General features: G+C 39.2%; 15 protein-coding genes and 2 tRNA genes. 1 reads left to right on the forward strand and 16 read right to left on the reverse strand.

Features of this window, described 5'->3' with window-relative positions:
* Positions 1-2: 2 nt before the first annotated feature.
* The 9 genes from ftsX to KFO35_RS02450 form a co-directional block, all read right to left on the reverse strand.
* On the reverse strand, positions 3-887 hold the full coding sequence (gene ftsX / locus KFO35_RS02410) for a permease-like cell division protein FtsX (protein ID WP_280515002.1): 885 nt from the start codon (positions 885-887) through the stop codon (positions 3-5).
* Entirely contained in the window at positions 880-1,566 is a 687-nt protein-coding gene (ftsE, locus tag KFO35_RS02415; RefSeq protein WP_002292768.1) for a cell division ATP-binding protein FtsE, read from the reverse strand. Before ftsE ends, ftsX begins: the two co-directional genes overlap by 8 nt.
* A gap of 104 nt (positions 1,567-1,670) precedes the next feature.
* Positions 1,671-2,772 (reverse strand): peptide chain release factor 2 gene (gene prfB, locus KFO35_RS02420; protein ID WP_176747395.1). Its coding sequence is split into 2 segments (ribosomal slippage): positions 1,671-2,699 and positions 2,701-2,772, totalling 1,101 coding nucleotides; the frame shifts between segments, so codons are not numbered across the junction.
* Between the two features lie 126 nt (positions 2,773-2,898).
* Positions 2,899-5,433, reverse strand: coding sequence for a preprotein translocase subunit SecA (gene secA / locus KFO35_RS02425; protein ID WP_002308589.1), 2,535 nt, complete (start codon positions 5,431-5,433; stop codon positions 2,899-2,901).
* A gap of 221 nt (positions 5,434-5,654) precedes the next feature.
* Positions 5,655-6,206, reverse strand: coding sequence for a ribosome hibernation-promoting factor, HPF/YfiA family (gene hpf, locus KFO35_RS02430; protein ID WP_002292771.1), 552 nt, complete (start codon positions 6,204-6,206; stop codon positions 5,655-5,657).
* Positions 6,207-6,333: 127 nt separating this feature from the next.
* Positions 6,334-7,053, reverse strand: a complete 720-nt coding sequence (locus tag KFO35_RS02435) for a ComF family protein (RefSeq protein WP_002313494.1) — start codon at positions 7,051-7,053, stop codon at positions 6,334-6,336.
* Complete coding sequence (locus KFO35_RS02440; protein WP_070873126.1) at positions 7,050-8,363, reverse strand: DEAD/DEAH box helicase family protein; 1,314 nt, start codon at positions 8,361-8,363, stop codon at positions 7,050-7,052. Before KFO35_RS02440 ends, KFO35_RS02435 begins: the two co-directional genes overlap by 4 nt.
* A gap of 80 nt (positions 8,364-8,443) precedes the next feature.
* Positions 8,444-8,764: a PTS sugar transporter subunit IIB gene (locus KFO35_RS02445; protein ID WP_002292778.1), complete on the reverse strand. Its 321-nt coding sequence runs from the start codon at positions 8,762-8,764 to the stop codon at positions 8,444-8,446.
* 107 nt (positions 8,765-8,871) lie between these two features.
* Positions 8,872-9,159: a DUF7662 domain-containing protein gene (locus KFO35_RS02450; protein WP_002292779.1), complete on the reverse strand. Its 288-nt coding sequence runs from the start codon at positions 9,157-9,159 to the stop codon at positions 8,872-8,874.
* A gap of 126 nt (positions 9,160-9,285) precedes the next feature.
* On the opposite strand from KFO35_RS02450, the gene KFO35_RS02455 reads away from it, so the two are divergent.
* Positions 9,286-9,930, forward strand: coding sequence for a YigZ family protein (locus tag KFO35_RS02455; protein ID WP_002308585.1), 645 nt, complete (start codon positions 9,286-9,288; stop codon positions 9,928-9,930).
* A gap of 57 nt (positions 9,931-9,987) precedes the next feature.
* Here KFO35_RS02455 and KFO35_RS02460 read toward each other — a convergent pair whose 3' ends face one another.
* The 7 genes from KFO35_RS02460 to KFO35_RS02490 all read right to left on the reverse strand — a co-directional run bounded on the left by KFO35_RS02460 (position 9,988) and on the right by KFO35_RS02490 (position 13,238).
* On the reverse strand, positions 9,988-10,695 hold the full coding sequence (locus tag KFO35_RS02460; protein WP_070873128.1) for a GntR family transcriptional regulator: 708 nt from the start codon (positions 10,693-10,695) through the stop codon (positions 9,988-9,990).
* Positions 10,696-10,914: 219 nt separating this feature from the next.
* The gene (locus tag KFO35_RS02465; protein WP_002292784.1) at positions 10,915-11,085 is read right to left on the reverse strand and encodes a hypothetical protein; all 171 of its coding nucleotides are present in this window, start codon (positions 11,083-11,085) and stop codon (positions 10,915-10,917) included.
* A gap of 123 nt (positions 11,086-11,208) precedes the next feature.
* Positions 11,209-11,280 (reverse strand) — tRNA-Gln (locus KFO35_RS02470).
* Positions 11,281-11,286: 6 nt separating this feature from the next.
* Positions 11,287-11,367, reverse strand: a tRNA-Tyr gene (locus KFO35_RS02475).
* Between the two features lie 87 nt (positions 11,368-11,454).
* Positions 11,455-11,691, reverse strand: a complete 237-nt coding sequence (locus tag KFO35_RS02480; RefSeq protein WP_002316425.1) for a DUF2969 domain-containing protein — start codon at positions 11,689-11,691, stop codon at positions 11,455-11,457.
* 110 nt (positions 11,692-11,801) lie between these two features.
* Complete coding sequence (locus KFO35_RS02485) at positions 11,802-12,686, reverse strand: ROK family protein (protein WP_002308583.1); 885 nt, start codon at positions 12,684-12,686, stop codon at positions 11,802-11,804.
* Positions 12,687-12,767: 81 nt separating this feature from the next.
* On the reverse strand, positions 12,768-13,238 hold the full coding sequence (locus KFO35_RS02490; protein WP_070873132.1) for a GNAT family N-acetyltransferase: 471 nt from the start codon (positions 13,236-13,238) through the stop codon (positions 12,768-12,770).
* Positions 13,239-13,383: the final 145 nt, after the last annotated feature.

Genomic DNA, 13,383 nt, shown 5'->3' on the forward strand with positions numbered 1-13,383 from the left:
CACTAGAATTTCAAGAAACGTCTCATAGAGATGATCGAGCCGAGTGAACCAATGATCACACCAATACCGACCATCAAAAGATTGATTTTCCAAACGATATTTTCTGGATGGATCAATGAATAATGAGATCGTAATAATGACGGATTGATCAATTGGTAAAACCATGCGTAACCAAATGTAATGATCAGTATCGGAAGAATGGCACCGATTAAGCCGATCCAACCACCTTCAAGGAAAAATGGCCAGCGGATATATCCATTTTTTGCTCCTACTAAACGCATGATTTGAATTTCACGCTGTCTAGATAAAATCGTGATCCGAATCGTGTTAGAAATGAGAAACATTGCTACAAACAACAGCAATGCCGCCGCAACTAATCCCCATGTTCGAACTGCACCAGCAATTTGGAAAATCCGATCTGAGGAAGGCCCACCGTAATCAGAACGGGAAACATTCTTCAAATCTGCCGCTTTTTCTGATACTTGTTTTGTATAAGAAGGATCGGTAGCACTTACTACGTATACATCATATAACGGGTTATTATCCCCTTCAAACAATTTCCAAGAATCACCCATTTCTTTTTGGATTTTCTTCAATTCCTGTTCTTTGCTTGAAAATTCGACTTTTTTGACATGATCTAAGTCATTTAATTCTTTTTCTAGTTTTTTCATCTCTTCGTCTTTTGTACCAATGTCTACGAACACAGATACATCCACGTTTCCTTCTATATCTTGTGCTAGTTTGGTTGCGTTCATGATGACCGCCATGAACACACCAACTAAAGTCAACGTGATCGTTACCGCACTGACCGAAGCTACTGTCATCCAGCCGTTACGTTTCAAACTCTTGATACTTTCTAATAAATGGCGGAAAAAGGTTCTAATCATCGTATCCATATTCCCCTTCCGCTTGGTCTCGAATAATGCGGCCGTTTTCGATAGCAATTACTCGGTGTCGAATCGTATTTACGATCGTACTGTTATGTGTAGCCATCACGACAGTTGTTCCTTGTGCATTGATCCGATCTAATAGTTTCATGATTTCCCATGAGTTTTCCGGATCTAGATTCCCTGTCGGTTCATCCGCGATAAGTACTTTAGGTGTATTTACGATTGCTCGGGCAATAGAAACACGTTGTTGTTCCCCACCAGATAATTCGCTAGGAAAGACTCGGACTTTGTGTTTCAAACCAACAAGATCCAGCACTTCCATTACTCGTTTTTTGATATCCCGAGGTTTTCTGCCGATAACTTGCATGGCGTACGCAACATTTTCATATACTGTTTTTCTTGGTAATAATTTATAGTCTTGGAATACCACGCCGATTTCTCTGCGTAGATAAGGAACTTCGCGGTTTTTGATGGCTATTAGATCATGACCTGCGACGTTCAAAGTTCCTTTTGAAGCTTTTTCTTCTCGATACATCAATTTGATGAATGTAGATTTACCAGCTCCAGACGGACCAACAACATACACAAACTCTCCTTGTTCGATGACAATCGAGAGATTGCGGATAGCAGTGGTACCGTTTGAGTACTTCTTCATTACATCCTTCATTTCAATCATGGCGTTCTCTCCATATCTTTTTCAGTCTTTAGCTATTATAGCATGGCAATGTTTCAACTTGCTTGCAAAATCTTACAATTTTATTTCAATTTAACAAAGGGCTCTTATTGCAGATGCATTTTCAAATAGCCGTCAATAAATAAATCAAGATCTCCGTCCATAACAGCTTGGACATTTCCTGTCTCTACGTTTGTCCGATGGTCTTTTACCATAGAATATGGATGGAAAACATAAGAACGGACCTGTGATCCCCAGCCGATTTCTTTTTGTTCTCCTCTCAGTGCAGCTGCTTCTTGTTCTTTCTTTTCCACTTCTAATTGGTAAAGCTTAGCTTTCAGCATCCCCATCGCTTGTTCCCGGTTTTTCAATTGTGAACGTTGTGCCTGACTCGCTACTACTGTTCCTGTAGGCAAGTGAGTGATTCGTACAGCGGATTCTGTCTTATTGATGTGCTGACCACCTGCACCACTTGCCCGATATGTGTCGATCTTCAAATCATCTGGATTGATTTCTATATCGATCGTTTCATCAAGCTCTGGCATCACATCTACCGAACAAAAAGAAGTATGACGACGTTTTGCTGAGTCAAAAGGCGAGATACGTACAAGGCGATGAACACCTTTTTCTGATTTCAGATAGCCAAATGCGTTGTGTCCTTTGATCAGTAGGGTCACACTCTTGATTCCTGCTTCATCGCCTGCTTGATAATCTAGTGTCTCTACTTGATACCCATGCTGCTCTGCCCAGCGTGTATACATGCGTAAAAGCATGCTGCCCCAGTCTTGGGACTCCGTTCCGCCAGCCCCTGGATGCAATTCGACGATGGCGTTGTTTCGATCATAAGGACCATCTAACAACATAGATAATTCATACGTCTTCATTTTTTCATCTAGCGCATTGATACGTGTTTCTGCTTCTTCTTGCATTGCTGCATCAGGTTCTTCCTGCAACATCTCCACCATCAATTCGATTTCTTCCAGTTCTTCAGCAAGAGAATGGAATTGATCATAAGTTTCTTTATTTGCATTGTTTTCACTGATCACTTTTTGAGCAGCTTCGCTATCATCCCAAAAACCAGGTTCAGCCATTTTTGCTTCTGCTTCCGCAATGTCTTCTTCCAGCTGGTCTAAGTCAAAGAGACCTCCTGAAGCTTGTGACCTTTTCCTGCATTTCTGTCAGGAGATTTCGAATTTCGGATATTTCCATGTTTTTTTCCTTCTTTCACTATACTTTTTTTATTATATCTAGTCTAACAGAATCGTCAAATAACAGAAAGAAGGTGAGACAAATTCTTTAAAAAAGAATTTGTCTCACCAATCCTGCTGTCAGAAATTAGTTTGCATCTTTTCCGTGACAGTTCTTATATTTTTTCCCGCTTCCACAAGGACAAGGATCATTTCTACCAACCTTGTTCACATGGATTGGTTGTTTTTTCGCGCTAGTATTACTGTTTTCTTTGGCATCTCCATCTTCTGAGTGAGAAGCTGTTCCTTGAGAAACTTGCTCACGTTGTACGTTTTGACGGATCTCAGCTTTCATGAAGATACGAGTGACTTCATATTCAATGGCACCTACCATATCTTCGAACATCTTATAACCTTCTGTTTGGTATTCGACTAATGGATTGTTTTGACCATAGGCACGCAAGCCGATTGACTGACGTAATTGGTCCATTGCATCAATATGATCTGTCCATTTAGAGTCCACGACACGTAAGATCACGACTTTTTCAAATTCAAGCAGTTGCTCTGGTCCGTTCAATTGAGCTGCTTTGGTATTGAATACTTCTTGTGCTCGTTCGTTTAGATATTCTTTGATTTCTTGAGAGGTTTTTCCTTCGATATCTGTAAGGGAAATACTGTCTTCATGGACAAGCGTGCTGCCAGCAAAATCGACGATACTTTCCAAATTCCAATTTTCTTTTTCTAATTGCGTATGCGCATCTACCACACGACTGATTGTCCGTTTGACCATATTCATCAGTGGTTTAGATAAGCTTTTTTCTTCCATGATCACTTCTTGACGCTGTTTATAGATTACTTCACGTTGCTCACGCATCACGTCATCGTATTGCAAGACGTTCTTACGTGTGTCGTAGTTGTTTCCTTCTACGCGTTTTTGTGCAGCTTCTACTTGTTTCGTCAGCATCTTGCTTTGGATCACAGCATCTTCGTCACCGATCTTCATTCGATCTAAGAAAGCTTTGATTCGTTCTGAACCGAATCGTTTCATCAAATCATCTTCTAAAGACAAGTAGAATTGTGACATACCAGGGTCTCCTTGACGTCCTGCACGTCCTCGAAGCTGGTTATCGATACGACGAGATTCATGTCGTTCTGTCCCGATAACTGCTAGGCCACCAAGTTCTCTTACGCCAAGCCCTAGCTTGATATCTGTTCCCCGACCAGCCATGTTGGTAGCAATCGTCACTGCACCTTTTTGACCCGCATTCATGATGATTTCTGCTTCTTTAAAGTGATTTTTCGCATTCAGTACTTCATGAGGAATACGTTCTTGATTCAGCATATCTGATAATAACTCAGATGTTTCAACTGCAACAGTTCCGACTAAGACAGGCTGTCCTTTGCGGTAGCGATCTTTGATATCTTGTACGACAGCATGGAACTTGCTTTGTAATGTTGGGTAAAGCAAATCTGGTCGATCGTCACGGATGACCGGACGGTTTGTCGGAATCTGGTATACTTGAATATTATAAATCTCTCTGAACTCTTCTTCTTCTGTCTTAGCTGTACCAGTCATCCCCGCAAGTTTCTTGTACATACGGAAATAGTTCTGGAAAGTGATCGTCGCCATCGTTTTCGTTTCGTCTTCGATCTCTACGCCTTCTTTAGCTTCGATAGCTTGATGAAGACCATCTGAATAACGGCGTCCATCCATGATCCGACCCGTAAATTGGTCAACAATCAATACTTTTCCATCTTGAACAACATAATCGATGTCTAAAAGCATGATGTAGTTGGCTCTCAATGCTTGATCCAAGTGATGGGTCAATGCAGTATTTTCAATGTCATATAAGTTGTCCAAACCGAATGTTTCTTCAGCTTTTTCGATCCCTGCTTCAGTTAAACTGATTGTTTTTGATTGTATATCGATTTTATAATCTTCTTCTTCTTTCAAACGTTTCACGAAGTTGTCTGCTCTTGTATATAAAGCTGTTGATTTTTCTGCTTGCCCTGAAATGATCAGCGGCGTTCTCGCTTCATCAATCAAGATCGAGTCAACTTCATCGACAATGGCATAATTCAGCGGACGTTGTACCATTTGATGACGGTAAACGACCATGTTGTCTCTCAAATAGTCAAATCCTAATTCATTATTCGTGCTATAAGTGATATCGCAATTATAAGCCTCGCGTTTTTCATCCGAAGATTTTGAGTTGATATTCAACCCAACTGTCAATCCTAAGAAATTATAAAGCTCGCCCATTTCCGTCGAGTCACGGGTTGCTAAATATTCATTGACGGTAACTACGTGGACCCCTTCGCCAGTCAACGCATTCAGATACACCGGCATCGTTGCAGTCAAGGTTTTACCTTCACCAGTACGCATTTCAGGGATATTCCCATCGTGAAGCACGATCCCACCCATTAATTGTACGTGGTATGGATATAACCCCAATACACGTTTTGCTGCTTCCCGAACGACTGCAAAAGCTTCCGGAAGTAATTGATCTAATGTTTCTCCTTTTTGGTATCTGCTCTTGAATTCAGCAGTTTTTGCTTGTAATTGTTCATCAGTTAATGCTGCCATTTGGTCAGCGTATGATTCAACTTTTTTTGCAATGCTATCTAAACGTTTTAGTTCTTTCTTATCATTTTCGATAAGTGAACGAATCAAATTGGCCATGCGTTGTGTAATCTCCTTTTCCTTCTGTGTATTATCCAGACTATGTAGACTCTACTTTTTATTTTATCATTAGTTATAGATAATTGAAATATCTTAATCGTATTAAAGTAAGAACTTCATAATTTATTCATATTTTAACTAAAAAAGAGACGAACTCAAAAAAACTTGCGGCAGCTATTGACAGCTGCTGCAAGTTTTTGATGTTATTTAAGTATGGATGATCAGTCTGTTTCGATCAATCCGTATTTTCCATCTTTTCGGCGGTAAACGATACTTGTACCATTTGTTTCTGCATCTTCAAAAATAAAGAAGTTATGTCCCAGCATGTTCATTTGTAAGACTGCTTCTTCACTGTCCATTGGTTTCAATGAAAGGCGTTTTGTACGTACGATATCTAATTCAGAATCGTTTTCGTTTTCTTCCTCTCCATTGAATAAAACAGCAGCATCTGCAGTATTCATGCCCGTTTCACGGGATTTACGATTGATTTTTGTTTTGAATTTGCGGATTTGGCGTTCCAATTTGTCAACAACCAAATCGATACTTGCGTATAGATCTGGAGAAGTTTCTTCGGCACGTAATACAAGATAAGGTAATGGGATCGTTACTTCCACTTTTGCTGTTTTTTCTGTATAAACTTTTAAGTTCACATGCGCCGTAGCATCGGGTGCGTCACTGAAATAGCGTTCTAGTTTGCCTACTTTTTTCTCAACGTAGTCGCGAATCGCTTCAGTTACTTCGATATTTTCGCCGCGTACATTATATCTAAACATAAAAATTACCCCTTTCGTCTACCACAATCAAGAAGGAGAAGGACCACTCTTTCCCTCTTCTTAATTCTATTATATCGAACTCTAAGTTATTTGCAAATTAAATCGCTATCAAATTTCCACATCTGATTCATCTTGCCAAAGAAATGGTTCGGATGATTTTTGGCTGTGCGGTCTGCAAGCAATCTGCTGCATGAAAAAGTGTCTGACCTGTTGTATAGACATCGTCAATAATCAATATTTTTTTATGTTGTATCTTAGAAAGAGGTACAGCAAGCTCAAAAGGCTGAGGCATCTCCAATCTTTCCTTTCGCGTGTTTTTTGCTTGAGCAAGCAGATGTTGCTCTCTTTTGAGCAGCATCTGAAAAGGAATTTTTGCTGCTTTCAACATCTCGCTTACTTGATTGAATCCTCTTTCTAGCCACCTTTTTTCAGATAAAGGTATTGGACAATAAATATATGCCGGGTAATCTTTTTTTATCTGAGTCCATTTATATGCAAAAGTCCCTGCTAATCGGATGTCTCCCATAAACTTGTACCGATTGATCCAAGCCTGCATTTTTTCATCGTACGTAAAAAAGGCGCGGTGTTGAAAATCATATGCAGGATATTTCTTCTTCCATTCTTGACAGTCGTTGCAGAAAACGAAACTAGTCTTTGCTTTCTTTTTCGTCTCCTCGTATGTCAAATGGATTGGTTTTTGACAACCTGCACAACCTTTTGCTTCCAATAAATGGAATTGTGCGCGGCAAACTGAACAGGTCTGAGGAAGTCTATATTTCGACACACCGATGATCTCGCTGAATGTTAAATTTTGGATGATGTCTTTACTGCAGCAACTACATCTCACAGCATCTTCTTCCCTTCTTCGTTCATTTCTTTGATTTCCTGACAGGCTTTTCGAATAGCTGAAGTTTTTTCTTCATAGAAAAAATAGACTCGACTGTTCGTATAAGGACCTTTACGATCGGCTCTTCCTGCGATTTGCACCAAAGAGGATTTAGTAAAAACTGGATGATCTGCTCCTAAAACGATGACAGAGATTCTTTCAAATGTGACTCCTCGTTCTAGGATCATCGTGGTTAACAGTATCTCGTATGTTGCTTCTCGCATTTTCTGAACTTTCTTTGCCCGTTGATCGTCTTGTGAAGAAACATCTGTTATCTCATATTCTGGAAAAGCTTCTTGCAGTGTGACTTTTAAACGATGCATCATCGTAATACTTGGACAAAATAAAAGGATATGGTTTTCTTTGATTAGTTGCTGAATGATCCGCACCAAAGAGTTGATTTTCTTTTTGTTCCCACATTTTTGTCGCCAATTATTCATGAAAACAAGTACGGGTTCAGGAAGCAAGCGCCGATGAAAGCGCAAGGCAAGTTTGTGGATCTCAAATGTCTGCTTGATTTCCTTTAGTAACTTTTCCTCAGGCGTGGCGCTTAAGTAGATGAATCGACCGTCTGATTTGATTGCTGTTTGCACAGCGTGAGCTAGCCCAGCATCCCCGCTATAAGGAAAAGCATCAATCTCATCAATTACTAATAAGTCAAAGGATCGATAAAAACGATATAGTTGATGAATCGTACAGATAACAAAAGAACTAAAGGTATAAGCTGTTGTTGTATTCCCATGGAGTAACATGATTGTTTCTTCTGGAAAAACAGGACGATAACGTAAAAACAATTCATTACAAACGTCGATTCGCGGTGTACAAATGGCTACTCTTCCTCCAGCTTTTAACGTTTTCACTAAAATCGGATAAAGCATTTCTGTTTTTCCTGCACCTGTTACTGCCCAAATAAGATGGTGTCTTTTTTCTGAATGATAAAGTATCCTATCTGCGATTTCCGTTTGTTTTTCAGTAAGCTGTCCTGTCCAAGAAAAGACGACTTCTCGAGATTCTGCTTTTGGCTGATCAAATAAATATAACTCTTGTTGACTGTCGCATCGCCCTAAAGACAGGCAATGTATGCAAAAATAGCCATAGTCTGCAAGCTGTCCCTCAAAGAAAGGCTTTTTCACTCCACAACGATGACAAAGAATCCTGTTACCTAAACGTTCTACTGCTGCGATCTTCTCATAATTTGGTAAGTTTCCCTCCTCACAATCCATTGCTTCAATCTCTCTCGTAAGAAGCCTTCTGCCCCAAAAATGATTCATATCATTCGCCCTAAAAAAATATACGAAAAAACAAGCAATCTTTTTTTTGATTGCTTGTTTGATAGTTCTATATAATCTATTTATTCACCAATCAATGTAATTGCTTGGTCTAATACTTTTTCGCCATTCATCATTCCATAATCAGCCATATTGATGACGTCTAAAGGAATGCCTTTTGGTTCCAGACGTTTTTCAAAATCAGCTTTCATAAAGCGAACTTGAGGTCCTAATAACAGTACATCTACATCTTTATTTGCAAGATTATTATCTGCATCAGAAGCTGACACAGCGAAAATATCAGAATCGATTCCTTTTGCTTCCGCAGCTTTTTGCATTTTTGTTACTAGCAAACTTGTGCTCATACCAGCCGAACATACAAGCATGATTGTTTTTTTAGCCATACTTTTCTCTCCTTTTTAAAACAGACTACGCAAACGTTTTCTTAGCGTTTGTTACTCTATTATATAAAAAGAAAGAAATTTGTCAACGTTTTCTAAACACGGTTTATTTAATCAAATAGCCAGCTAGATTTCACTAATTTATTGAATACGACATATTCTTTATCCAAATTGATGACCACTACTTCATAGCCTGCATTTAACCAGCCGTAGGCACCCTTTTCTGGATGTCTATAGTCATTTGCCCACCAATCTGTGCTTTCCCTGGCTGTTTTGGGAAGTCCGTTACTGGGAAACAACAGTTCATCAAATTGGGTAAAGGTTAATGTTACTTGGGAGCCGCCGTTGTTCTTCAAATAATGCGTAATTGCATCATACTTTTTCATTCGTTCCTTCATCCCCGGATCCACCTGCCTTTGTCTTTATTATCGCATACTACAGTAATTGCGCAACCGTTATAGTGTTGAAACAACCTAGAACTTTCTTTATACTGAATAAAGCAACCGAAAAAAAGAGGTGACAAGATGATCGAACGTTATCGTACAATCAAAGAAAATGGACAAAGTGAGATTGAAATCAAGAAATCACGCTTTATCTGTTCTCTTAAACGAATAGAATCAGAAGAAGAAGCGAAAAACTTCATCCAAGAAATCAAAAAAGAACATTGGAAAGCAAACCATAACTGCAGCGCCTTCGTCATTGGCGAAAAAAATGAGATCCAACGTAGCAGCGATGATGGCGAACCAAGTGGAACGGCGGGCGTACCGATGTTGGAAGTCCTCAAAAAAAATCAACTGATCAATGTAGCTGCAGTAGTCACTCGATATTTTGGAGGAACGAAACTCGGCACGGGCGGATTGATACGTGCATACACTCATGCGGTCTCTCAAGCATTGTCCGACATTGGAATCGTAGAAGGTACCTTGCAACAGGAGATCTCCGTAGTGATCACGTATCCGCAACTAGGAAAATTACAAAATTATCTTGAACTACAGCATTTTTTCATAAAAGAAATCCAATACACTGATCAAGTCATCGTCATCTGTGCAGTGGATGAAAAAAATGCTGACAGCTTTAAAGAATCCATCATTGAGCTGCTGAACGGACAAGTCCAATTTGAAGAAGGTCCTGTTTCTTATCACGAGCAACTGATAACTGATCATAGATAAAAACAGGTGATTCTGATTCTCTTTTTTTCGAATAAGGAATCAGGGATCACCTGTTTTTTATTTTTCCAAATAAAACTCAAAACGATTTCCTACATATTGCGTACGCACATACTCAAATGGCGTACCATCTTCAAAATAGGAAATCTGACGCAAACGAAGAACGGCATCTCCTCGTTTCACCTCTAAATAGTCTGCGATTTTCTCAGAAGCCAATACAGCAGTAATCGTTTGATTCGCTGGACCGATTTTTTTCCCGCCTTTTTCTTCTAATGTGCGATACAGCGATTCAGTAATCTCTGCTTTGCTGTAGCCATCGATCAGCTTTTGCGGAACACTGGCTACTTCAAAACAAATAGGGACATCATCTGCATAACGAATACGCTCCATTCGCAAGATCGTGTCATCTTTACTCAAGTTTAGTTTTTCCATTTCACTTGAGCTTGGCGAAGTCAAAAAGTAAGAGATTGTTCGACTAGAAGGTACTCTATTTTGCGATTCCATGATTTCTGTAAAACTTGTCGCGCCAGACATCTTTTCTTGTACTTTTTCTCGCGCAACATATGTACCCGAACCGATCTTTCTTTCTAAGATTCCTTCATCTGCCAAGTTTTGAATTGCTTGTCTCAACGTCATACGGCTGACATTGAATTTCACTGCTAATTCTCTTTCTGAAGGAAGACGGTCTCCGACTTTCCATATACCTTGTTCGATTTCATTTTTTAATTGGTCATGAATCTGTATATATACAGGTAATTGATTCGACATAACGTACACCCGTCCTTTCGTTTCTTCTATTATAACTGGTATATACCTGATTCACAACTGAAAAAGATAAAGGATTCTATCCATAAACAGATGATGTAGGTACAAATCCTTCTTCCCATTCCTATTAATAGAATTCATTTTCTAGATATGTCCTATTGAGAAAATAACAAAAGACCCTATAATCGCTGAAAATGCCGATTTATGGATCTTTTGTTATTATTAGCGGTTTTTAGCCATCCATTTTTTGGTATGATTCGTTGGGCGTTTTGATTTTACATGGACTGCTTTTTCACCTTTTTTAGGAATGTTCACTTCGATATCGTATTTTTCTGATTTGACCAAGTCATATAACTTTTCAGCTGCTTCGTCTACTTTTTCTTTCCACTTCATTTTGACCCCTCCAATTTTTTTTGTTAACTTAACTCTATCTTAATTTGACAGAATCTTCAAGGAACAAGGTAGCAAAGCAAAAAAAGAGCTCTCGAACTTACGAGAGCCTACGGTTGTGCTATACTGGGGTAGCTGGATTCGAACCAACGCATGAGGGAGTCAAAGTCCCTTGCCTTACCGCTTGGCTATACCCCAATGAAATGGAGGAGAGTGGATTCGAACCACTGAACCCTAAGGAACGGATTTACAGTCCGTCGCGTTTAGCCACTTCGCTACTCCTCCGAAAGGTTTGTATCAACCTGACTTAGTTATAATACCTAATTTTCCAGATTTTTGCAACCCTTTATTGAAAGTTTTTTTGATATTTTTTTATTCGTGCAGATTCCAGTGACGAATCACTGTTTCTATCGCGTTTTCAAGACTTTTTTCTTTTCCAAAATCTTCTTCACCAAAGAAAATTTCATATTCTTTTGGTCCATAGGCTAAAATTTCACCAATCATTTTTTTTCCTATAAATAACTGAGTGACTTCATAATTCTTACCTTTGATATCTTTTTTTACTTCTTCGATACGTACTTCAATATCTTTATTTTTTTTTGACATCATTTTCACCTCTCAGACATTTTATCATATTGCAGCCAATAAAACATTCCTTAGGCAAAAATCTCTTGTCCATTTCATCTTCTTTTATGCAAGAAGTGACTTCTCTAAAGCTTTTAATTCTCCCCTTGACCTATAGCGATATAGTTGGCCGCTGCGCCTACAAGGTTAGCATCGTTTCTGTATTCACACAATAGGATCTGTGGCTCGAAATCATGCAGGTCGAATTGATCTGTCAACTTCTTCATTCTACTTTGGATCTCATCGATGAGCCCATCCTTTGCAGAAACGCCACCGCCTAATACGATAACTTCCGGATCGAATGAAAATTGGATACTGAATAAACCTTTTGCAAGGTACGTATAAAAGCTCTCAACTTCTTCTTTTGCTATTTCATCCCCAGTTTCTGCTAATTCAAAGACGTCTTTTCCGGTATAAGTATTCTTATCGACTCCTTTGCGTTCACAATACCGCCAAGCCATCTGTACGGCTGTACCAAGTTTACTAAATGTCTGATCGCCCTCTAAGAACATCAAACCGAACTCTCCACCATAAAGATGTGCACCTTTATTGATTTGGCCTTTCGTGAACATCGCCCCACCAATCCCAGTTCCTACCACGACAAAAGCAACATCTTGATAATCACGAGCAGCTCCTTCATAAAACTCAGCCATTCCGGCACAGTTGGCGTCATTTTCAATCGTTACCGGAAGTTGAAACAAAGTTTCCAAATCTCTAAAAATATTAAAGCCATGAATATAAGGGATCGCACTGATTCCCTCAATTACCTGTTTCTCATTATTCACTACTCCAGGTGAGCTGATCCCAATTCCTTCAATCTCAAAAGAAAGACACATGTCTTTATAGACTTGTAATAATTGCGCTTTCATCTCTTCCCAAGATTCGGGCGTTGCAAATTGGCCCTTGCCTTTGACATCTTTACTATCCCAACAACCATATTTGACAGCCGACCCGCCAAAATCAAAAACTAATATCCCCATAAACATATTCTCCTTTTTGCTTGCTAAAGCTATTGTAATGTATATGTTTAGTATTTGAAAGCATTTTCTCGGATCACAAGTCTATTCGTTAAAGCTGGTTTTGTGTAAGTGAATTGCTAAAATCACTTGATCTCGCAAATGTTCTCCGTTCTCAAAAATCGGTTTAGAATAATGATGGATAAAATAGTCTTTGACTCGACCAACCTCCACATAGCCCATTTTTTGATAGAGATGTAACGCAGCACTGCTAGTACTGCCGGTTCGTATGATGATCTGAGTTTGACTGGAAGCGAGCTGTGAAAGCTCCTGAAAAGCTGTCTCAAGGAGTTTCCCACCAATCCCTTTTCCTTGATGCGAAGGTTCTACAGCTACGTTAACGATTTCGAATTCTTTTTCCCTTACTATATAGATCAGTATACCTATTGTTTTTTCTTTTTCTTTCCATATCCAGCCGTTCCCCTTTGAAACATATACCTGAACTTTTTCTTTATCAGGATCTGCATCTAATAACAAGGACCATGGTAAATCTATCTTATTGAGTTCTTCGATCATTTTTGACCTCCATATATGTAGTCATGAAGTCGTTGCTTTGATAGTCACTCTCTCTTTTCTTTATTGCCCAGTACTCCCCGTATTTTTCACAATCTTTTTTGACGGTGTTCAAAATCCAGCGCTTCGACAATAACTCACAATTTTG

Origin of the sequence: Enterococcus lactis (genome assembly GCF_015751045.1) — a bacterium.
In the GTDB taxonomy this organism is placed as follows: domain Bacteria; phylum Bacillota; class Bacilli; order Lactobacillales; family Enterococcaceae; genus Enterococcus_B; species Enterococcus_B lactis.